Source organism: Phenylobacterium sp., assembly GCF_036677185.1.
Lineage (GTDB): Bacteria > Pseudomonadota > Alphaproteobacteria > Caulobacterales > Caulobacteraceae > Phenylobacterium.
Window position 1 is genome coordinate 127737 of record NZ_JAKFEN010000019.1, and the last position, 19160, is coordinate 146896.

General features: G+C 68.0%; 14 protein-coding genes. 4 read left to right on the plus strand and 10 right to left on the minus strand.

The genetic code is table 11. The annotated features are described in order from the left end of the window. Positions 1 to 37: 37 nt before the first annotated feature. Entirely contained in the window at positions 38 to 1150 is a 1113-nt protein-coding gene (locus tag V6M51_RS10150; protein ID WP_332766822.1) for a ferritin-like domain-containing protein, read from the minus strand. Between the two features lie 245 nt (positions 1151 to 1395). Between V6M51_RS10150 and V6M51_RS10155 the strand changes: the two genes are divergently transcribed. The 4 genes from V6M51_RS10155 to acs all read left to right on the plus strand — a co-directional run bounded on the left by V6M51_RS10155 (position 1396) and on the right by acs (position 6689). Continuing rightward, entirely contained in the window at positions 1396 to 2361 is a 966-nt protein-coding gene (locus tag V6M51_RS10155; RefSeq protein ID WP_332766824.1) for a GAF domain-containing protein, read from the plus strand. Between the two features lie 130 nt (positions 2362 to 2491). Then, the gene (gene adh, locus V6M51_RS10160) at positions 2492 to 4009 is read left to right on the plus strand and encodes an aldehyde dehydrogenase (protein ID WP_332766826.1); all 1518 of its coding nucleotides are present in this window, start codon (positions 2492 to 2494) and stop codon (positions 4007 to 4009) included. A 119-nt stretch (positions 4010 to 4128) separates the two neighbouring features. Beyond that, positions 4129 to 4803, plus strand: coding sequence for a TorF family putative porin (locus V6M51_RS10165; protein ID WP_332766828.1), 675 nt, complete (start codon positions 4129 to 4131; stop codon positions 4801 to 4803). Positions 4804 to 4805: 2 nt separating this feature from the next. After that, entirely contained in the window at positions 4806 to 6689 is a 1884-nt protein-coding gene (acs, locus tag V6M51_RS10170; RefSeq protein ID WP_332766830.1) for an acetate--CoA ligase, read from the plus strand. 31 nt (positions 6690 to 6720) lie between these two features. On the opposite strand, the gene V6M51_RS10175 is transcribed toward acs, so the two are convergent. From V6M51_RS10175 to V6M51_RS10215, 9 genes are all read right to left on the minus strand, one after another. Further along, positions 6721 to 7995 (minus strand): acyl-CoA dehydrogenase family protein, encoded by a 1275-nt coding sequence (locus tag V6M51_RS10175; RefSeq protein WP_332766832.1) that lies wholly within the window; start codon positions 7993 to 7995, stop codon positions 6721 to 6723. 65 nt (positions 7996 to 8060) lie between these two features. Beyond that, positions 8061 to 8639, minus strand: a complete 579-nt coding sequence (locus V6M51_RS10180; RefSeq protein ID WP_332766834.1) for a hemerythrin domain-containing protein — start codon at positions 8637 to 8639, stop codon at positions 8061 to 8063. A gap of 17 nt (positions 8640 to 8656) precedes the next feature. Continuing rightward, positions 8657 to 9844: a hypothetical protein gene (locus tag V6M51_RS10185; RefSeq protein WP_332766836.1), complete on the minus strand. Its 1188-nt coding sequence runs from the start codon at positions 9842 to 9844 to the stop codon at positions 8657 to 8659. A gap of 2 nt (positions 9845 to 9846) precedes the next feature. Next, entirely contained in the window at positions 9847 to 10965 is a 1119-nt protein-coding gene (locus V6M51_RS10190) for a peptidylprolyl isomerase (RefSeq protein WP_332766838.1), read from the minus strand. Between the two features lie 4 nt (positions 10966 to 10969). After that, complete coding sequence (gene narI, locus V6M51_RS10195) at positions 10970 to 11761, minus strand: respiratory nitrate reductase subunit gamma (RefSeq protein WP_332766839.1); 792 nt, start codon at positions 11759 to 11761, stop codon at positions 10970 to 10972. An 8-nt stretch (positions 11762 to 11769) separates the two neighbouring features. Beyond that, positions 11770 to 12477, minus strand: a complete 708-nt coding sequence (gene narJ / locus V6M51_RS10200; protein WP_332766840.1) for a nitrate reductase molybdenum cofactor assembly chaperone — start codon at positions 12475 to 12477, stop codon at positions 11770 to 11772. A 3-nt stretch (positions 12478 to 12480) separates the two neighbouring features. Next, positions 12481 to 14004, minus strand: coding sequence for a nitrate reductase subunit beta (gene narH, locus V6M51_RS10205; protein ID WP_332766842.1), 1524 nt, complete (start codon positions 14002 to 14004; stop codon positions 12481 to 12483). Next, positions 14001 to 17732 (minus strand): nitrate reductase subunit alpha, encoded by a 3732-nt coding sequence (locus V6M51_RS10210; RefSeq protein ID WP_332766844.1) that lies wholly within the window; start codon positions 17730 to 17732, stop codon positions 14001 to 14003. The genes narH and V6M51_RS10210 overlap by 4 nt, the downstream gene beginning before the upstream one ends. Beyond that, positions 17729 to 19144, minus strand: a complete 1416-nt coding sequence (locus V6M51_RS10215; RefSeq protein ID WP_332766846.1) for an MFS transporter — start codon at positions 19142 to 19144, stop codon at positions 17729 to 17731. Before V6M51_RS10215 ends, V6M51_RS10210 begins: the two co-directional genes overlap by 4 nt. Between the last annotated feature and the right edge of the window lie 16 nt (positions 19145 to 19160).

Here is a 19160-nt window from a genome sequence, read left to right on the forward strand (position 1 = left end):
TTCGGCCCGGGGCGCCTCCGGGACCAAAACGTCCGGATCAGGCCGCGATCACGGAATCGCCGCGCATCAGGGGCGCCTCGAGAGTCGCCCATTCGATCTGACCGTCGTGCTTCAGGTTTTCGAACTGCAGCACGCCCAGCGCCTCGAATTTCGGGCGGATCGCGTCGGTGAGCAGGCCGATGCGCTTCAGATTCGGGATCATCCGTTCGAACAGGAAGGTCCGGAACGCCCGCCCGCCCTGGGTGGCGTTGTTGATCTCGATGGCCTCCGCCTCGGTGAACCCGAACTCCTGGGCGACGTTGGTCGAGACGAGGCGGTCGCGCATGACCACGCAGGCTTCATAGGCGAACTGGGCCCGCTCCTCGATCTGGTCCTGCGGCAGGGCCCTGATCCAGTCCTCGAGATAGTTGACCCCGAAGGCCACGTGGCGCCCCTCGTCGCGCATGACCAGCCCCACCACGTCGCGCAGCAGCGGGTCCTCGGTGGTCTGGTGGATGGTCTGGAAGGCGGCCAGCGCCAGGCCCTCGATGAGGATCTGCATGCCGATGAACTTCAGGTCCCAGCGCGGATCGGTGAGCACCTTGTCGAGCAGGAACTTCAGGCTGGGATTGATCGGATAGATCATCCGGCAGCGTTCCATCAGGTACTTGTGGAAGACCTCGACATGGCGCGCCTCGTCGAAGGTCTGGGAGGCCGCATAGAGCTTGGCGTCATGGGTCGGGGCGCAGCTCACGAGTTGCGAGGCGACCATCAACGCGCCCTGCTCGCCGTGCAGGAATTGCGACAGGGTCTGGGCGTTCGAACGGTGCTGGAACTCACGCTTCTGGGCCGGCGTCAGCGCCTCCCACTTCGGATGCCCGGCATAGCCCTCCGGCCCTTCGCTCACCTGGCCCTCCGACCGCACCGGCGCCGGCTGGTTCCAGTCGATGTCGAGCTCGGTGTTCCAGTTGAACCGCTTGCCCAGCTCATAGAGACGCCGGATCTTCGAATTGGCGGTCTCGTAGTCCCAGTTATATGAGCCGGTCAGCGGCGTGTTGAAGATCTCGCGGATGACCTCGACATCGCGGTCCGTCAACCGCTTGGCGAGGTCTTCGTCGTCGAAATACTGCACGGCCGTCGGCGGCCCTTTCACTTCGTGGACCTTCAGCATGGGGCGTCTCCTATCCCGTCTGGATGATCGGGTTGGAGCGACCTTAAAAGATGACGCCTCCGTCATCTTTGATGGAGATCAAGTCACCGCGCGGATAGATCAAGCGGCGCGCGGCCGCCACCGCGTCTCTCTGATCTCTCCGCGAATTTGATTTCTGTCACGGCGAACCGGGCTGAGCGAGCGTTGGCTCGATCCAACGGGGGCGATACAGTCCACGAACGCTGGAAGGAAACGATAAGGAAACGATGACGTACGGTCGTACCCGTCATCATGCCGAACGCGTCTTCGCCGTCGCCACGGACAGCTCGGCCGCCGCGCGATCGGCGATCGCCGCCTCGTGGGTCCGTTCGCTGAACGACTACGGCCTGGACCCCGAGAGCCCCCGCCGACCAGAGCGGGTCGAGCAGGCCCGGCTCGACGAGGCGCGCGACCGCTTCGCCCTGATGCTGCAGGCCGCCGAGCCCGCGCTGGACCGCCTGTTCGAGGCGGTCGGGAACTCAGGTTGCTGCATCCTGCTCACGGACCACGAGGCCATTCCGCTGGCGCGGCGCGGCGCGCCGTCCGACGACGATGGGTTCCAGCGCGCCGGCCTCTGGACCGGGATGGTCTGGGACGAGGCGCGCGAGGGCACCAACGGCATCGGCACGGCGCTGGCCGAGAGCCGCGCGCTCACCATCCACCGCGACCAGCACTTCTTCACCCAGAACACCAACCTCACCTGCACCGCCGCACCCGTCTACGATCACGAGGGTCGGCTGGCCGGGGTGCTGGACGTCTCGTCCTACCGGCGCGATCTGGACAGCGCCATGGTGTCGCTGATCGGCAACGCCGTGGGCGAGGCGGCGCGGCGCATCGAGGCGGCGCACTTCCGGCGCATGTTCAACGGCGCGCGCATCCTGTTGGGACCGGAGCCCGACCGCGACGCCGGCGCCCTGCTGGCGGTCGATCACGACGACCTGGTGATAGGCGCCACCCGCGCCGCGCGGCGGCTCTACGGGATCTCCGGCGACCGCCTGGCCGCGGGCCTGCCGGCCTGTACAATCCTGAACGACGCCCAGGAAGAGGACTTCCTGGCGGCCGAGCGCGGGGTGGTGCAGCGCGCGCTGGCCCGCGCCGACCACAACGTCTCCAAGGCCGCCAGGAGCCTGGGCCTGAGCCGCGCGACCCTCCATCGGAAGATGAACCGCCTCGGTTTGCGCAAGTCCGACTGATCGCGACCGCAAACTGTCGCACTTCTGCGACACATCGGTGAACGACGTTCGACGAGAGGACTGACTCTCCGGCCCACCGGGCGAATCCTGATCGCCAAGCGACCGAATACGGCGCGATCAGGAGGAAATCATGACCAAGCTTGAATTGCAGCGCACCGCCAAACCGCCCTTCAAGGCGCGCTATGGCAACTTCATCGGCGGCCGCTGGGCCGAGCCGATCTCCGGCCGCTACTTCGAGAACACCTCACCGGTGAACGGCCAGGTCCTATGCGAGGTCGCCCGATCTGACGCCAGGGACGTCGAGGACGCCCTCGACGCCGCCCACGCCGCCAAAGACGCCTGGGGCCGCACCAGCGCAGCAGAGCGCGCGGTGATCCTGAACGCCATCGCTCAGCGGATGGAGGAAAACCTCGACCTCCTGGCCGCGGCCGAGACCTGGGACAACGGCAAGCCGATCCGCGAGACCACGGCCGCCGACTTGCCGCTGGCCGTCGACCACTTCCGCTATTTCGCCGGCTGCATCCGCGCTCAGGAAGGCGGGGTCTCCGAGATCGACCGTGAGACCATCGCCTACCACTTCCACGAGCCGCTGGGCGTGGTGGGCCAGATCATCCCCTGGAACTTCCCGCTGCTGATGGCCTGTTGGAAGCTGGCCCCAGCCCTGGCCGCCGGCAATTGCGTGGTGCTGAAGCCGGCCGAGCAGACCCCCGCCTCCATCCTGCTCTGGGCGGACCTGATCGGCGACCTGCTGCCGCCTGGGACCCTCAACATCGTCAATGGCTATGGCCTGGAGGCCGGCAAGCCGCTGGCCTCAAGCCCGCGCATCGCCAAGATCGCCTTCACCGGCGAGACCACGACGGGGCGGCTGATCATGCAATACGCCAGCCAGAACCTGATCCCGGTGACCCTGGAGCTGGGCGGCAAGAGCCCCAACATCTTTTTCGAGGACGTGGCCGACGCGGACGACGACTATTTCGACAAGGCCATCGAGGGCTTCGTGATGTTCGCCTTGAACCAGGGCGAAGTGTGCACCTGTCCCAGCCGCGCGCTGATCCATGAGTCCATCTACGAGCGCTTCATGGAACGCGCCCTGAAGCGCGTCGAGGCCATCGTCCAGGGCGACCCGCTGGATCCGGCCACCATGCTCGGCGCCCAGGCCTCCGGCGAGCAACTGGAGAAGATCATGGGCTACATCGCCATCGGCCGCGAGGAAGGCGCCGAGGTTCTGACCGGCGGCGACCGCGCCCTGCTGGCGGGTGACCTGGCCGGCGGCTTCTACGTGCAGCCAACTGTGTTCAAGGGTCACAACAAGATGAGGATCTTCCAGGAGGAGATCTTCGGCCCGGTGGTTTCGGTGACCACCTTCAAGGATGACGACGAGGCTTTGGCGATCGCCAATGACACCCTCTATGGCCTGGGCGCCGGCGTCTGGAGCCGCGACATCAACCGCTGCTACCGGTTCGGCCGGGAGATACAGGCGGGCCGTGTCTGGACCAACTGCTACCACGCCTATCCCGCCCACGCGGCGTTCGGCGGCTACAAGCAGTCCGGCATCGGCCGTGAGACCCACCGGATGATGCTCGACCACTACCAGCAGACCAAGAACCTGCTGGTCAGCTACAGCCCCAAGAAGCTCGGCTTCTTCTGAGCCGCCTCGGCCGGCGCGCAAGCCGCGCCGGCCCCGCCTCACCTCTCGCCTCTTCAACCCGGCCCGCACAGCGGCCGGCTGCGGTCGCGCACGCGCCGCCAACAACAAGGAAACGTCCCATGCCAAGCCGGCGCCTCATCCCGCTCCTCGCCCTCGCCGCCCTCGCCGCGGCGGGGACCGCCCAGGCCCAGAAGCTCTCCGTCACCGTCGGCGGAGCCAGCGACTACGTCTTCCGCGGCGTGAGCCAGACCGATTCCAAGCCGTTCGCCTTCGCCGCCCTGAACCTCTCGGCCGGGCAGTTCTACGCCGGCGCCGGGGCGGAGAACGTCGACTTCGGCAACTCGATCGACGCCGAGTACGACCTCTACGCGGGCTGGAAGCCCAAGCTGGCCGGCGTCGACCTGGACTTCGGCGTGGTCCGCTACGGCTATGTGAACCAGCCGCGCCACATCGACATCGACACCGTCGAGCTGAAGGCCGGCGCCAGCGTTCCCGTCTCCGGCGCGCGCCTCGGCGGGCTGGTCGCCTGGACGCCGGACTATTGGGGCTCGGGCAAGGCCGGAACCTATGTGGAAGCCAACGCCTCGGCGCCGCCGCTCGCCGGCTGGAGCCTGGCCGGCGGGGTCGGGCGCCAGGACATGACGGCCGGCGGCGACTACTGGACCTGGAACCTGGGCGCCAGCCGTGCCTTCGGCCGCGTCGTGGTCGACCTGCGCTACCACGACACCGACGTCCACGGCCGTGGCGACCGCTTCAAGTCCCGCGCGGTGGCCACCCTCAAGGCGAGCTTCTGACCATGGCCCCCGCCGCCTACGCGCGCGCCGTCCAGGCCGTCCGGGAGGACCCCGACCGCTTCTGGGGCGAGGCCGCCCAGCGGCTGGATTGGATGGTCCCGTTCACGACCGTGAAGGACGTCAGCTTCCGCCGCGAGGACTTCCGTATCCGCTGGTTCGCCGACGGGATTCTGAACGCCTGCGCCAACTGTGTCGACCGTCACCTGCCGGCGCGCGCCGACCAGACGGCGCTGATCTGGGAGGCCGATGACCCCGCCCTGTCGCGGCGGATCACCTATGCCGAGCTGCACGCCGAGGTCTGCCGGATGGCCAACGTGCTCAGGGCCCACGGCGTGGGCAAGGGCGACCGGGTAGCGGTCTACCTCCCGATGATCCCGGAAGCCGCGGTCGCCATGCTGGCCTGCGCGCGCATCGGGGCGGTGCATTCTGTGGTGTTCGGCGGGTTCTCGCCCGAGAGCCTCGCCGGACGGATCGAGGACTGCGGGGCGCGAGTGGTGATCACCGCCGACGAGGGCGTTCGCGGCGGTCGGCGAGTCGCCCTGAAGGCCAATGTCGACGCCGCTCTCGAGCGGTGTCCCGACGTCGCCAGCGTGCTGGTGGTGCGGCGCACCGGCGCGGCGGCGGCCATGCGCGCGGATCGGGACCACGACTACGCGGTCGAGGCGGCCAAGGTCCCCGCCGACTGCCCGCTTGAGCCGATGGCTGCGGAAGATCCGCTGTTCATCCTCTACACCTCGGGCTCGACCGGAAAGCCGAAGGGCGTGGTGCACACCACCGGCGGCTATCTCTTCTGGGCGGCCTGGACCCACGGGCTGGTGTTCGGCTGCCAGCCGGGCGAGGTGTTCTGGTGCACCGCCGACGTGGGCTGGATCACCGGGCACAGCTACCTGGTCTACGGCCCCCTCGCCAACGGCGGGACCAGCCTGATCTTCGAGGGTGTGCCCACCTGGCCGGACGAGGGGCGCTTCTGGCAGGTGATCGACAAGCACCAGGTGGAGGTGTTCTACACCGCGCCCACCGCGCTTCGGACCCTGATGCGCGAGGGCGATGCGCCGGTGAAGGCCGCCTCGCGGGCCAGCCTGCGCCTGCTGGGCTCGGTGGGCGAGCCGATCAATCCCGAGGTCTGGCGCTGGTATCACGAGGTGGTGGGCGACGGCCGCTGCCCGATCGTCGACACCTGGTGGCAGACCGAAACCGGCGGCATCCTGATCTCGCCGCTGCCGGGCGCGGCTCCGCCCAAGCCCGGTTCGGCCACCCAGCCCCTGCCGGGCGTCGAGCTGGAGCTGCTCGACGCGAATGGCCAGGTCCTGACCGGCCCCGCCGAGGGCGCGCTCTGCCTCTCCGACAGCTGGCCTGGGCAGGCGCGCAGCATCTGGGGCGATCCCGAGCGGTTCTTCGAGACCTATTTCTCGACCTTCCCGAGACGGTACTTCACCGGCGACGGCGCCCGCCGCGACGCGGACGGCGACTACTGGATCACCGGCCGGATCGATGACGTGATCAACGTCTCGGGCCATCGGCTGGGCTCGGCCGAGCTGGAGTCCGCCCTGGTGGCCCACCCGGCGATCGCCGAGGCGGCCGTGGTCGGCTTCCCGCACGACCTGAAGGGCCAGGGCATCTACGCCTATGTCACCGTGACGGCCGAGGCGGTCGCGGACGAGCGCCTGCGCGCCGAACTGGTGGCCTGGGTGCGGCGCGAGATCGGCCCCATCGCCACGCCCGACGTGATCCAATGGGCGCCCGGCATGCCGAAGACCCGCTCCGGCAAGATCATGCGCCGCATCCTGCGCAAGATCGCCGAGAACCGGCTCGACGACCTGGGCGACACGTCAACCCTCGCGGACCCCGCGGTGGTCGACCACCTGGTCGCCAACCGCGCGCGGTGACCGCGACGGCGTTGGCCATGCCGTCAATCGGCTAGGCGACCGGCGTGGCCACGGCCCCCTCGCGCCAGGCACGCATCCGTGCGCCGTGGCGTCCGATCTCGAGCTTCGAGATGGCGCGCAGATGCACCTCGTCGGGGCCGTCCGCGATGCGCAGCGACCGCATGCCGGCGTAGGCGCGGGCAAGGCCGAAGTCCTCGGACATCCCGCCGCCGCCATGGGCCTGCATCGCGTCATCCAGCACCTTGAGGGCGGTCCGGGGCGCGGCGACCTTGATCATCGCGATTTCGAGCTGGGCGGCCTTGTTGCCGACCTTGTCCATCATGTCGGCGGCCTTCAGGCACAGGAGCCGGGTCATCTCGATGTCGAGCCGCGCCTCGCCGATGCGCTGTTCCCATACCGACTGGTCCGCCAGTCGTTTTCCGAAGGCGACGCGCGACAGCAGCCGGTCGACCATCTTCTCCAGGGCGACCTCGGTGGCCCCCAGCGCGCGCATGCAATGGTGGATGCGGCCGGGCCCCAGGCGGCCCTGGGCGATCTCGAAGCCCCGCCCCTCCCCCAAGATGAGATTCTCGGCGGGCACCCGGACGTCGCGCAGAAGCACCTCGGCGTGGCCGTGCGGCGCGTCATCGTAGCCGAACACCGGCAGCATGCGCACGACCTCGAACCCAGGCGCGTCGGTGGGCACCAGGATCTGGGACTGCTGGGCGTGTTTGGCCCCGTCCGGATCGGTCTTGCCCATCAGGATCGCGACCTTGCAGCGCGGATCGCCGACGCCGGAGGACCACCACTTGCGACCGTTGATGACATAGCTGTCGCCATCGCGGCGGATCGAGGTCTGGATATTGGTGGCATCCGAAGAGGCCACGTCCGGCTCGGTCATCAGGAAAGCGGAGCGGATCTCGCCCGCCATCAGCGGGCGCAGCCACTGGGCCTTCTGGGCCGCCGAGCCGTAGTTTCGCAGCACCTCCATGTTGCCGGTGTCGGGCGCCGAGCAGTTGAACACCTCGGAGGCGAAGCCGACGCGGCCCATCTCCTCGGCGCAGAGCGCGTATTCGAGATTGCTCAGGCCGGGTCCCTGATCCTCGACCTCATCATGCTCAGACGGGGCGAGGAACAGGTTCCACAGGCCTTCGGAATAGGCCCGGGCCTTCAGTTCCTCGACGATCGGGATGATCCGCCAGCGCGCGGCGCCCTCCACCGCCATCTGCTGCTGGTAGATCGGAACGGCCGGATAGACGTGGGCGGCCATGAAGGCGCGCACGTGATCGCGCCAGTGGGTCTCGCGCTCGGTGAAATTGAAATCCATGGCAGCGCTCCTTCAGGGGCTTGGGTGGGTGAATAGGCTGCGGTCGGCCCGCGCCAGGGCCCGGCTCACCGCCGTGCCGCCTTAGCCGCGCCGGCGCGTTTGGCCGGACGCCTGGCGATGCCCCGACGCGTCGCCAGCCGGTTTGAGAGATCCACGAGGTCGCGCTCGGTGAGACGCAGTCGGGCGATCGGCAGGACGACCGCGTTCTCAAGCGCCAGATGGCTGCGCTCCTGGATGGCGAAGCTTTCCAGGGCCCGGCGGCGTACATTGTTGCGGCTGATGGGGACCTGCTGGCGCAGGCAGGTTTCCAGGTGTTGGCGGACCGCCGCGGCCCGGGTGAGATCCTTGGCGTGCTCGCCGGACAGGCGCTTCAACACCTTGTCGAGGTCGTCCTCCGGCTGGGCCCGGGCCCGCATCAGGGGAAACAGGTCCTCTTCCTCGTCCAGCACATGCAAGGCCAGCTCGTGGACCACGAAATCCAGGAGCCAGCGCAGCACCTCCTCGTCATAGGTCGTCGCCATCGACATCCGCTGCATGAGATCGCAGAACTGACGGTGACGTTGGTGCTCGGCGAAGAACCAGGCGATGGGATCGGACAGCAGGTCGTCCGGCGTTTCCGCGACCCTGGCTCGGTTCGGCGCCATGGCGTCCCCTCCTCCGCCTAGTACTTGGCTTCGAGGGTCAGCCACACCTTGTGGCGATCCGCGAACCCCGGCCGCGCGCCTTCGAAGAAAGCCGCCCTGACCTCCGCGCTCAGGATCTTGGTGAGGGGCACGCTGGCCATGAAGTCGACCTCGCGCCCGTAGCGCCGCGAACCGTCGTCGTCGGCGAAGTCGTGGGCGACCGCCTGCAGCTTCACCGGCAGCGACTTCGACCCCATCTCGATGGTCGTCCCGGCACGCAGATTGAGATCGCGCACGCCGCCCGGAGGCGTCGTGAGAAAGACGTCGGCCCAGCCCTGATAGGCGAACAGCGTCGCCAGCGGCGTCTGAAAACCGCGGCGGCCGTCGCCGCCCAGGCGTTCGAAGCCAACCGTGGCCCAGTGGACCGGGCCCTTCAGGCCGACGCCGAGATCCAAGTAGTCGAGCGTGAAATCCGTCGGGCTGTTGCGATGGTCCGTCTGCCGCGCGAACTCCGCCTCGTAAGTGACTGCGAGGCCTGGGTGAAACGGTTGCGCGCCCGCGAAGCGGGCGCCCCAGGTGGCGTTGGACTGGGTGGGCGCGTTGTCGAAGTCGAGCAGGTAGCCGTAGCCGGTCACCTGCCCCGCGCCCGTCTTGAGCTCCGCCTGGACGAGATGACTGTCGCTGTCCCACTCGCCCTGGACGCTGTGGTGGCCGAACACCCGATGGACCCGGTCGACATAGGCGTAGGTGACGGCGAGCTCCTTGGTCGGCCGAACCACCGCCTTCAGGGCGTCGTAGGTCTGCTCATTCTGCCGGAAGCCGACATTGCCGACGAAGCGGGCGTTGCCGAAGACGATCCGTTGCCGGCCCGCCACCAACTCCGCCTGCTTGCCGGCCCAGGAGACCTGGGCGCGGTTGAGTTCGGTGACTTCCGGGTCGGCGACGACGGGATGGCCGAGCTTGCCGTTGGTGGTGCTGTTGTAGCCCTCGTCGAGGGCGGTGACGTTCTCGACCTCGGCCAGGGCCTTGAACCCCCGCCAGGCCGGCGTCTCGTAGCCCAGGCGGGTGCGCAGGGTCAGCGCCTGGGCGTCCTTGGCGAACCCGTCCTGCGAGACCGCCTCATAGCGCAGGCGCGCGTCGAGGATGATGTCGCCGGGCGGGGCGTCGGCCGCCGCCGCCAAGGACGGAAAGGCCAGGGCCGCGAGGAGCAATGGGACAAGGCGCAACCCTATCTCCTCTTGATGATCGTGTAGGTGTGGGCGTGGGCCTTGGGCGTCAGCTTGGTCTTCAGGATCGAGGCCATCGCCGCGACCGCCGGGTCGGCGCTCCCTTGCGAGGCCGAGATCAGCTGGGTCCAGCCTTCGTCGTCGGCGTGGTCCACGAAATGGCGCGCGGCGCGGCGCACGAAGGTGGCGACCTCGAGGTCCTCCGCCTTGGCGGCGTCGCGCACGCGGCCCGCCAGCGCTGGGTCGCTGGCCTCGAGCCAGGCCTCCAGGCGCGCGGCCGATGCGCCGTCGGCCAGCATCTCGCCCAGGGACAGGGAGCCCTCGGCGAAGCGGCCGTCACGGGTCAGGCTGAAGGCGACGCCCTGGGCGCGGGCGCGATCGGCGAGTTCGGACACGTAGCGCGTCGCCGCCGCGGCCCAGGCGCGGCTTTCCAGATGCAGGCGGATCTTCTCCTCGACGTATTCGAAGGGCAGCACCCTGCCCTCGATGCGCCGCTCCAGCTTGAGCACGTGCCAGCCGAAGCGCGAACGCACGGGGTTCGCCAGGATCTCGCTCGGCTCGAGACCGGCGAGCGCGCGCTCGACCTCGCCCACCACATCGCCGGGGCCTAGCTGGCCGAGCGAGCCGCCGACCTCGCCGGAGGGACAGGCCGACACCGACTTGGCGAGTTCGGCGAACTGGGTGGGCCGTCGGATGAGCTGGTCCAGCGTGGCCTGGGCGGTCCGGCGCGCATCGTCCCAGCCTTCGGCGTCGTCCGTCTGGGGCTCGATCAGGATATGGGCCGCTTCGGTCAGGACCGGCGTCGAGAACCGCGCGCGTTGCGCCTCATAGACGCGGCGGCATTCGGCCTCCCCCGGCGGATCGATATCGACCTCGGCGTCGAGGGTGGCGCGGATCAGCGCCTCCTCGACCGTCTCCTCGCGGCCGTCTTCGTCGGTCAGCGGCTGGGCGACGAGGCCGAGCTCGTCGGCGCGGTGCAGCAGGAGCGCCTTGACGGCCAGCGCCTTGCCCGCAGCCGTGCGGGCCTCGAGCGGGTTCGCACTCGGATGATGCTGGACTTCCTCGGCGATGAGGAATTCCGGGATCTCGACGCCTTCGACAACGACGGTGGCGGTGGTCATGCGGCTACTCCGCGGCCTTGAGGGCGTCGGGCCGGACGGCCTCGACGGTGTCGCGGGGGAGCTTGGCGACGGCGGCATAGGTGGGCGCGGCCGTCTCGCGCCGTAGCGGCATGGCCCGCCTGGTGCGCACCAACTGCCAGCCGCGCCGGTTCAGGTACCAGACCGGCGCCGAGAGCATGTGGACGAGGCGCGTGAACGGGAAGACCAGCAGGATGGTCATGCCCAGGACCAGGTGCGCCTTGAAGATCGGGTGCACGTCCGCCACCAGGTCGGCGATCCCCGGCCGGAACGTGAAGACCCCCTGCGCCCAGGTCATGAACTTGAGCATTTCGTGGCCGTCGAGGTGGCCCGCCGAGACCGGAATGGTCGCCAGGCCGAGGATGAGCTGGGTCATCAGCAGGATGAGGATGGCTGTGTCGCCGAAGCTGGAGGTGGCCCGGATCCGCGGATCGAACAGCCGGCGATGGAGAAGCATCATGCCGCCGACCAAGCACAGGACGCCGGCGACGCCACCGGCGGCCATGGCCAGGATCTGCTTGGCGCCGTGCGGGACGCCCAGGGCGTCGAACACCCATATCGGGGTCAGCAGGCCCACGAAATGGCCGGCGAAGATGGTCAGGACTCCCACGTGGAAGAGCACCGAGCCCATCACCAGCTGTTTGCGGCGCAGGAGCTGGGAGGAGCCGGAGCGCCAGGTGTACTGCTCGCGGTCGAACCGGATCACCGACCCCAGGGCGAGCACGGACAGAGCGATGTAGGGATAGATCCCGAACAGGATTTGGTTGAGGAGTTGCATGGCGAACCTCAGGCGCTGGCGGCGGCGCGGCGCGGCTGACGACCCGGCTCGGCCATCATGGCGTCGACCAGGGCGCTGGCCTTGGGGCAGCCGACATCGGACGGACCGAAGGTGACCGCGGTCTCCGCCCAGGCCTTGTCGATGGCGTCCAGGTCGTTGGGGTCCTCATCGGGCTCGCTCAGCAGGGCGGCCAGGGCTCCCGGATCGGCGGCCTGCGAAGCCAGTTTCGCGAGAGCCCCGAAGATCGCGCGATAGGCGCTGCCCCGGGTCTTCAGCCGCTCGCCCATGGCGTCGAGCACATGGGTGGCCTCGCCCAGCAGGGACGCGGCCTGCGCCGGCGGCAGGGTGGACAGGAATTCCAGGAACACCGGCAGGAAGTCCGGCAATTCGTTGACCGACAGGTGCAGGTCGTGGGCGCGATAGAGCTCGGCCAGGGCGACCATGGCCTCGCCGCGGTCACGGCTCTCGCCGTGCACGTGCTCATAGAGGTTGAGCGAGAGGGACCGGGTGCGGTCAAAGAGCTCGGTATAGGCCTCCTGCAGATCGTAGATGTCGCCACCGGTGATCTCGGCGACCAGCCGGCGCAGGGCCTGGCGGATGGTCCTCGGGACCAGCGCTTCGGCCTCGATCAGCGCCAGGGCCTCGGGGGCGAGCCGCTGCAGGTCGGGCGTCGGATAGGTGAGCAGGTGCGCAAGAGCCTGGTAGGTTCGGGCCATGGGTCAGGCCTCCATCGGGGTTTTGGCGCGGCTGCGCTTGTTGGGGCCGAACAGCCCGAGTTCCGTGCGCCCGCCCGAGCAGCCGTTGCCGAACGAGAAGCCGCAGGAGCCGCGCATGTCGTAGGCGTCCTCGGCCACCTCGCGGTGGGCGGACGGGATGACGAAACGGTCCTCGTAGTTGGCGATCGCCAGGTAGCGGTACATCTCGTCGATCTGGGCGGCGGTGAGATCGACGCTTCCCGCCAGCTTGTGGTCGACGAGGCCCTCCACAGTCTTGGCGCGCATGTAGCCGCGCATGGCCAGCATGCGTCTCAGCGCCAGCTCGATGGGCGCCTCGCGGCCGGCGGTCAGCAGGTTCGCCAGATACTTGACCGGGATGCGCAGCGAATGGACGTCGGGCATTTCGCCGTCCATCTCGATGGCCCCGGCCGCCGCCGCGTTCTGGATCGGCGAGAGCGGCGGCACATACCAGACCATGGGCAGGGTCCGGTATTCCGGGTGCAGCGGGAAGGCGATCTTCCAGTCGATCGCCATCTTGTAGACTGGGCTCTTGCGGGCCGCGTCCAGCCAGGCTTCCGGCACGCCGTCGGCGCGGGCCTGGGCGATCACCGCCGGGTCGGAGGGGTCGAGGAAGACGTCGAGCTGGGCCTGGTAGAGGTCCTGGTCGTCAGGGGTGCTGGCGGCGGCCTCGATGCGGTCGGCATCGTAAAGCAGCACGCCGAGATAGCGGATCCGTCCGACGCAGGTTTCCGAGCAAACGGTCGGCTGGCCGACCTCGATGCGAGGGAAGCAGAAGGTGCACTTCTCCGACTTTCCGGATTCCCAGTTGTAGTAGATTTTCTTGTAGGGGCACGCCGAGACGCACATACGCCAGCCGCGGCACTTGTCCTGGTCGATCAGGACGATGCCGTCCTCCTCCCGCTTGTAGATCGCGCCGGAAGGGCACGCGGCCACGCAGGTGGGGTTGAGGCAGTGCTCGCACAGCCTCGGCAGGTACATCATGAAGGTGTTCTCGAACTGGCCGTAGATCTCCTTCTCGACGCCCTCGAAATTGTAGTCGGCCGAGCGCTTGGCGAACTCGCCGCCCAGGATCTCTTCCCAGTTCGGGCCGCGCTCGATCTTCTCCATCCGATGGCCGGTGATCTTCGAACGCGGCCGTGCGGTCGGGAACGCCTTCATCTCCGGCGCGGTCTGCAGGTGGCCGTAGTCGAAATCGAAGGGCTCGTAGTAGTCGTCGATCTCCGGCAGGTCGGGATTGGCGAAGATCTTGGCCAGAATCCGCCACTTGGCGCCCATCTTGGGCTCGATCTTGCCGTTGGCCTTGCGGGTCCAGCCGCCGTTCCAGCGCTTCTGGTTCTCCCAGTCGCGAGGGAAGCCGACGCCGGGCTTGGTCTCGACGTTGTTGAACCAGGCGTATTCAACGCCTTCGCGGTTGGTCCACACGTTTTTGCAGGTCACTGAGCAGGTGTGACACCCGATGCACTTGTCGAGATTCAGCACCATGCCGATCTGGGCGCGGACCTTCATTGGGCGAAATCCTTGGCGTTGAGGGGTTCTTCGAGCCAGTCGACCTTGGTCATCTTGCGAAGCACGACGAACTCGTCGCGGTTCGAGCCGACGGTGCCGTAGTAGTTGAAGCCATAGGCGAGCTGGGCGTAGCCGCCGATCATGTGGGTCGGCTTCAGCACCGTGCGGGTCACGGAGTTGTGGATGCCGCCGCGCTTGCCGGTGATCTGCGATCCCGGCGTATTCACGATCTTTTCCTGCGCGTGGTACATGAAGGTCGTACCCTCACGGATGCGCTGGGAGACCACGACGCGCGCCGTCAGCGCCCCGTTGGCGTTGAAGGCCTCGACCCAGTCGTTGTCGACCAGGCCCGCCTTCCTGGCGTCCACCTCGGAGACCCAGATGACCGGACCGCCCCGGTTCAGGGTCAGCATCATCAGGTTGTCTGAGTAGGTGGAGTGGATGCCCCATTTCTGGTGCGGCGTGATGAAGTTGAGGACGATCTCCTTCTCGCCGTTGGGCTTCTGGCCCTGGACGTAGGTGGTCTTGAGATCGATCGGCGGGCGGTAGACGCAGAGCGCCTCGCCGAAGGCCCGCATCCACTCATGGTCCTGGTAGAGCTGCTGGCGCCCGGTCAGGGTCCGCCAGGGGATCAGCTCGTGGACATTGGTCCAGCCGGCCGTGTAGCAGACCTTCTCGCTCTCGATGCCAGACCAGGTCGGCGAGGTGATGATCTTGCGCGGCTGGGCCAGCAGGTCGCGGAAGCGGATCTTCTCGTCTTCCTTGGGCAGGGCCAGATGGATGTGCTCGCGGCCGGTCTGCTTCTCGAGGGCTTCCCAGGCCTTGACCGCGACCTCGCCGTTGGTTTCCGGCGCCAGCACCAGGATGGTCTCGCAAGCGTCGATATCGGTTTCGATGCGGGCCAGGCCCTTGGTCTGGCCTTCCTCCAGCACCGCGCCGTTCAGGGCGGTGAGCAGGTCGACCTCGTGGTCGGTCTTCCAGCCGATGCCCTTGCCGCCGTTGCCGGAGGCCTTGAGCAGCGGACCGAGCGCCGTGAACCGCCTGAAGGTGTTGGGATAGTCGCGCTCGACCACGGTGATCTGCGGCATGGTCTTGCCGGGGATCGCCTCGCACTCGCCCTTGGACCAGTCGCGGACATCGAACGGCTGGGCCAGTTCGGCGGCGCTGTCGTGCTGGATCGGGGTGAGGACGACGTCCTTCTCGACCCCCAGCACCTCCGGCGCCACGGCCGAGAAGGTCTTGGCGATGGCCTTGAAGATCTCCCAGTCCGACTTCGACTCCCACGCAGGGTCCACCGCCGCCGAGAGCGGATGGATGAAGGGGTGCATGTCGGAGGTGTTGAGGTCGTTCTTCTCGTACCAGGTGGCGGTCGGAAGCACGATGTCTGAATAGACCGCCGTCGTGGACATCCGGAAGTCGAGCGTGACCAGCAGGTCGAGCTTTCCCTCCGGCGCCTGCTCATGCCAGGCCACGTCGTTGGGCTTGCGCCGCCCGTCCTCGCCCAGGTTCTTGCCCTGGACGCCATGGCTCGCGCCCAGCAGATGCTTGAGGAAGTACTCGTGGCCCTTGCCAGAAGAGCCCAGAAGGTTGGAGCGCCAGATGAACATGTTGCGCGGCCAGTTGGCCGGGTCGTCCGGGTCCATGCAGGACATCTCGAGCTCGCCGCTCTTCAGCTGGGCGAGCGCGTAGGCCTTGGGGTCCTGGCCCGCGGCGGCCGCCGCCTTGGCCACCTCAAGCGGATTGGTCTTCAAGGCCGGCGCCGAGGGCAGCCAGCCCATCCGTTCGGCCTTGGCGTTGAAGTCGATCATCGCCCCGTCCCAGACGCCTTGCGGGGCGGTGGGCGAGAGGATTTCGCTCATCTCGACGGTCTCATAGCGCCACTGGTCGGAGTGGGCGTAGAAGAACGAGGTCGAGTTCTGCTGCCGGGGCGGCTTGATCCAGTCGGTGGCGAAGGCCAGCGGCGCCCAGCCGGTCTGCGGCCTGAGTTTCTCCTGGCCGACATAGTGCGCCCAGCCGCCGCCGGTCTGGCCGACGCACCCGCACATCACCAGCATGTTGATGACGGCGCGGTAGTTCATGTCCATGTGGAACCAGTGGTTCATCGCCGCGCCGATGATCACCATCGACTTGCCGTCGGTCTTCTCGGCGTTGCCGGCGAAGCCGCGGGCGACGGCGATGATCTGATCCTTCGGCACCGAAGTGATGGCTTCCGCCCACGCCGGCGAGTAGGGCTCGACCTCGTCGTAGCTGGCCGGCATGTGGGCGCCGCCGAAGCCCTGGTCGACGCCGTAGTTGGCGAGGAATAGGTCGTAGACGCAGGCCACCAGGGTCTCGCCCTCCGGCAGCATCATGCGCTTGACCGGCACGTTGCGGACCAGCACGTCCGGGTGGTCGGTCATGGCGAAGCCGTTGGTGGCGGCGCCGCCGAAATAGGGGAAGCGTACGGCGGCGACCTCGTCGTGGACGCCTTTTAGACCCAGGCGCAGGGAGGTCTCGCGACCGGCCCCGTCCTTCTCCTCGAGGTTCCACTTGCCGTCCTCGCCCCAGCGGAAGCCGATGGAGCCGTTCGGCACGATGACCTCGCCGGTGGCCTCGTCGACGGCGACGGTCTTCCAGTCGGGGTTGTTGGTTTCGCCCAGGGCCTGGTCGAACTCGGCGGCCCGCAACAGGCGCTCGGGCACATAGGCGCCGTCCTGCGGAACCAGGCGGACCAGCATCGGCAGGTCGGAATATTTCCGCAGGTATTCCCGGAAATACGGCACCTGCCGGTCGACGTGAAACTCCTTGAGGATCACATGGCCGAACGCCATGCCGAGCGCCGCGTCGGTCCCCTGCTTCACGGCCAGCCACAGGTCGGAGAACTTCGAGGCCTCGGAGTAGTCCGGGCAGATCACCACCGACTTCGCGCCGCGATAGCGGGCCTCGGTGTAGAAGTGGGCGTCGGGCGTCCGCGTCTGCGGGACGTTGGAGCCCCACAGCATGATGAAACCGGAGTTGAACCAGTCCGCGCTCTCGGCGACGTCGGTCTGCTCGCCCCAGGTCTGGGGCGAGGCCGGCGGCAGGTCGCAATACCAGTCGTAGAACGACCCGCAGACCCCGCCGATCAGCTGCAAGTAGCGCGCGCCGGCCGCGTAGGAGACCATCGACATGGCCGGGATCGGCGAGAAGCCGAAGATCCGATCCGGACCCCAGGCCTTGATGGTGTGCGCGTTGGCCGCCGCGATGATCTCGGTGACCTCGTCCCAGGTGGCGCGAATGAAGCCGCCGGCGCCGCGCATGGTCACATAGGACGCACGCTGGACCGGGTCGGCCTGGATCGAGGCCCAGGCGGCGACCGGGCTGCGCGTCGCGCGCGCCGCGCGCCACAGCTTCAGCAGGCGCGAGCGGATCAGCGGATACTTCACCCGGTTCGCGGAATAGAGGTACCAGCTGTAGCTGGCGCCCCGCGCGCAGCCGCGCGGCTCGTGGTTGGGCAGGTCCGGCCGGGTCCGGGGATAGTCGGTCTGCTGGGTCTCCCAGGTGACGATCCCGCCCTTGACGTAGATCTTCCACGAGCACGAGCCCGTGCAGTTCACCCCGTGGGTGGAGCGCACGACCTTGTCGTGCTGCCAGCGGTCCCGGTAGGCCTGCTCCCAGGTGCGGTCGTCGTCGTTGAGCACGCCGTGGCCGTTCGAGAACAGCTCGGTCTTGCGCGTGAAGAACGCCAGGCGGTCAAGGGTATGGCTCATGCCGCGAGTTCCATTTTCGACGATTGCGACGGGGCGTGCAGCAGGGAGGTCTTGCGGCCGTAGAAGGCCCAGTTCACCGCGACGCAGCTGAGATAGAAGGCGAGGAACACGACGAGCGCCGTCGCGGGACCGCCGGTGGCCTTCATGGAGTTGCCGAACGCCAGCGGAATGAAGAAGCCCCCGAAGGCGCCGATGGCGGAGCTGAAGCCGACGATCGCGGCGGACTCCATTTCGGCCGTCTTCAGGCGCGTCGGGCCGTCGGTATCCGGCAGCAGGCGCGGCATGTCCGCCCGCACGATCGCGGGGATCATCTGGAAGGTCGAGGCGTTGCCGACCCCGGTCCAGAAGAACAGCCACATGAAACTGGCGAAGAAGAGCGGGAAGGACGACGGGGCGCCAAGGCCGCCCACGCTGTGCAGCACGCCAAGCACGCCCGCGGCCAGGGCCAGGAACACCCAGTGGGTGACGTTCTGGCCGCCGCACTTGTCGGACACCCACCCGGTGAGCGCCCGGGAGGCCGCGCCGACCAGCGGGCCGAGGAACACCAGCTGCATGACAGGCACGCTGGGGAACAGGGTCTTCATCAGCAGGGGGAAGGCCGCCGAAAAGCCGATGAACGAGCCGAAGGTGCCCAGGTAGAGCCAGCAGATGACCCAGTTGTGCTTGCGCTTGAACACCACCGCCTGCTCGGCGAAGGAAGCGCGGGCCGAGGCGATATCGTTCATGCCAGCCCAGGCGGCGACCGCCGCGGCGATGATGAACGGGACCCAGACGAAGCCGGCGTTCTGCAGCCAGACCTGCGTCTCGACGCCCTTCTCCACGGCCACCTGCGGCGCGCCGACCACCGGGGCGAAGGCGCCCAGCGTGACCACGAGCGGCACCACGAATTGCATGACGCTGACGCCGAGGTTACCGAAGCCGGCGTTGATGGCGAGCGCGTTGCCCTTCCCGCTCTTCGGGAAGAAGAAGGAGATGTTGGCCATCGACGACGCGAAATTGCCGCCGCCGAGGCCGCAGCCCAGGGCCAGGGCCACGAACACCCAATAGGGCGTCTGCGGGTTCTGCACGGCCAGGCCGATGCCGATCGCCGGGATCAGCAACGACAGAGTCGAGATCGTGGTCCACAACCGCCCGCCCAGGATCGGGACCAGGAAGCTGTAAAAGATCCGCAGCGTCGCGCCGGAAAGCGCCGGGAGGGCGGTAAGCCAGAAGAGCTGGTCCGTGGTGAAGGTGAAGCCGACGAGCTTCAGCTTCGCCACGACCATCGACCAGACCATCCAAACCGAGAAGGCCAGCAGCAGGTTCGGGACCGAGATCCAAAGATTGCGGCTGGCGATGGACTTGCCGGTCTGCGACCAGAACGCCGGATCTTCCGGGCGCCAGTCGGTCAACACTCGACCTGATTTGGCCATGGGGACGTGTCTCCCT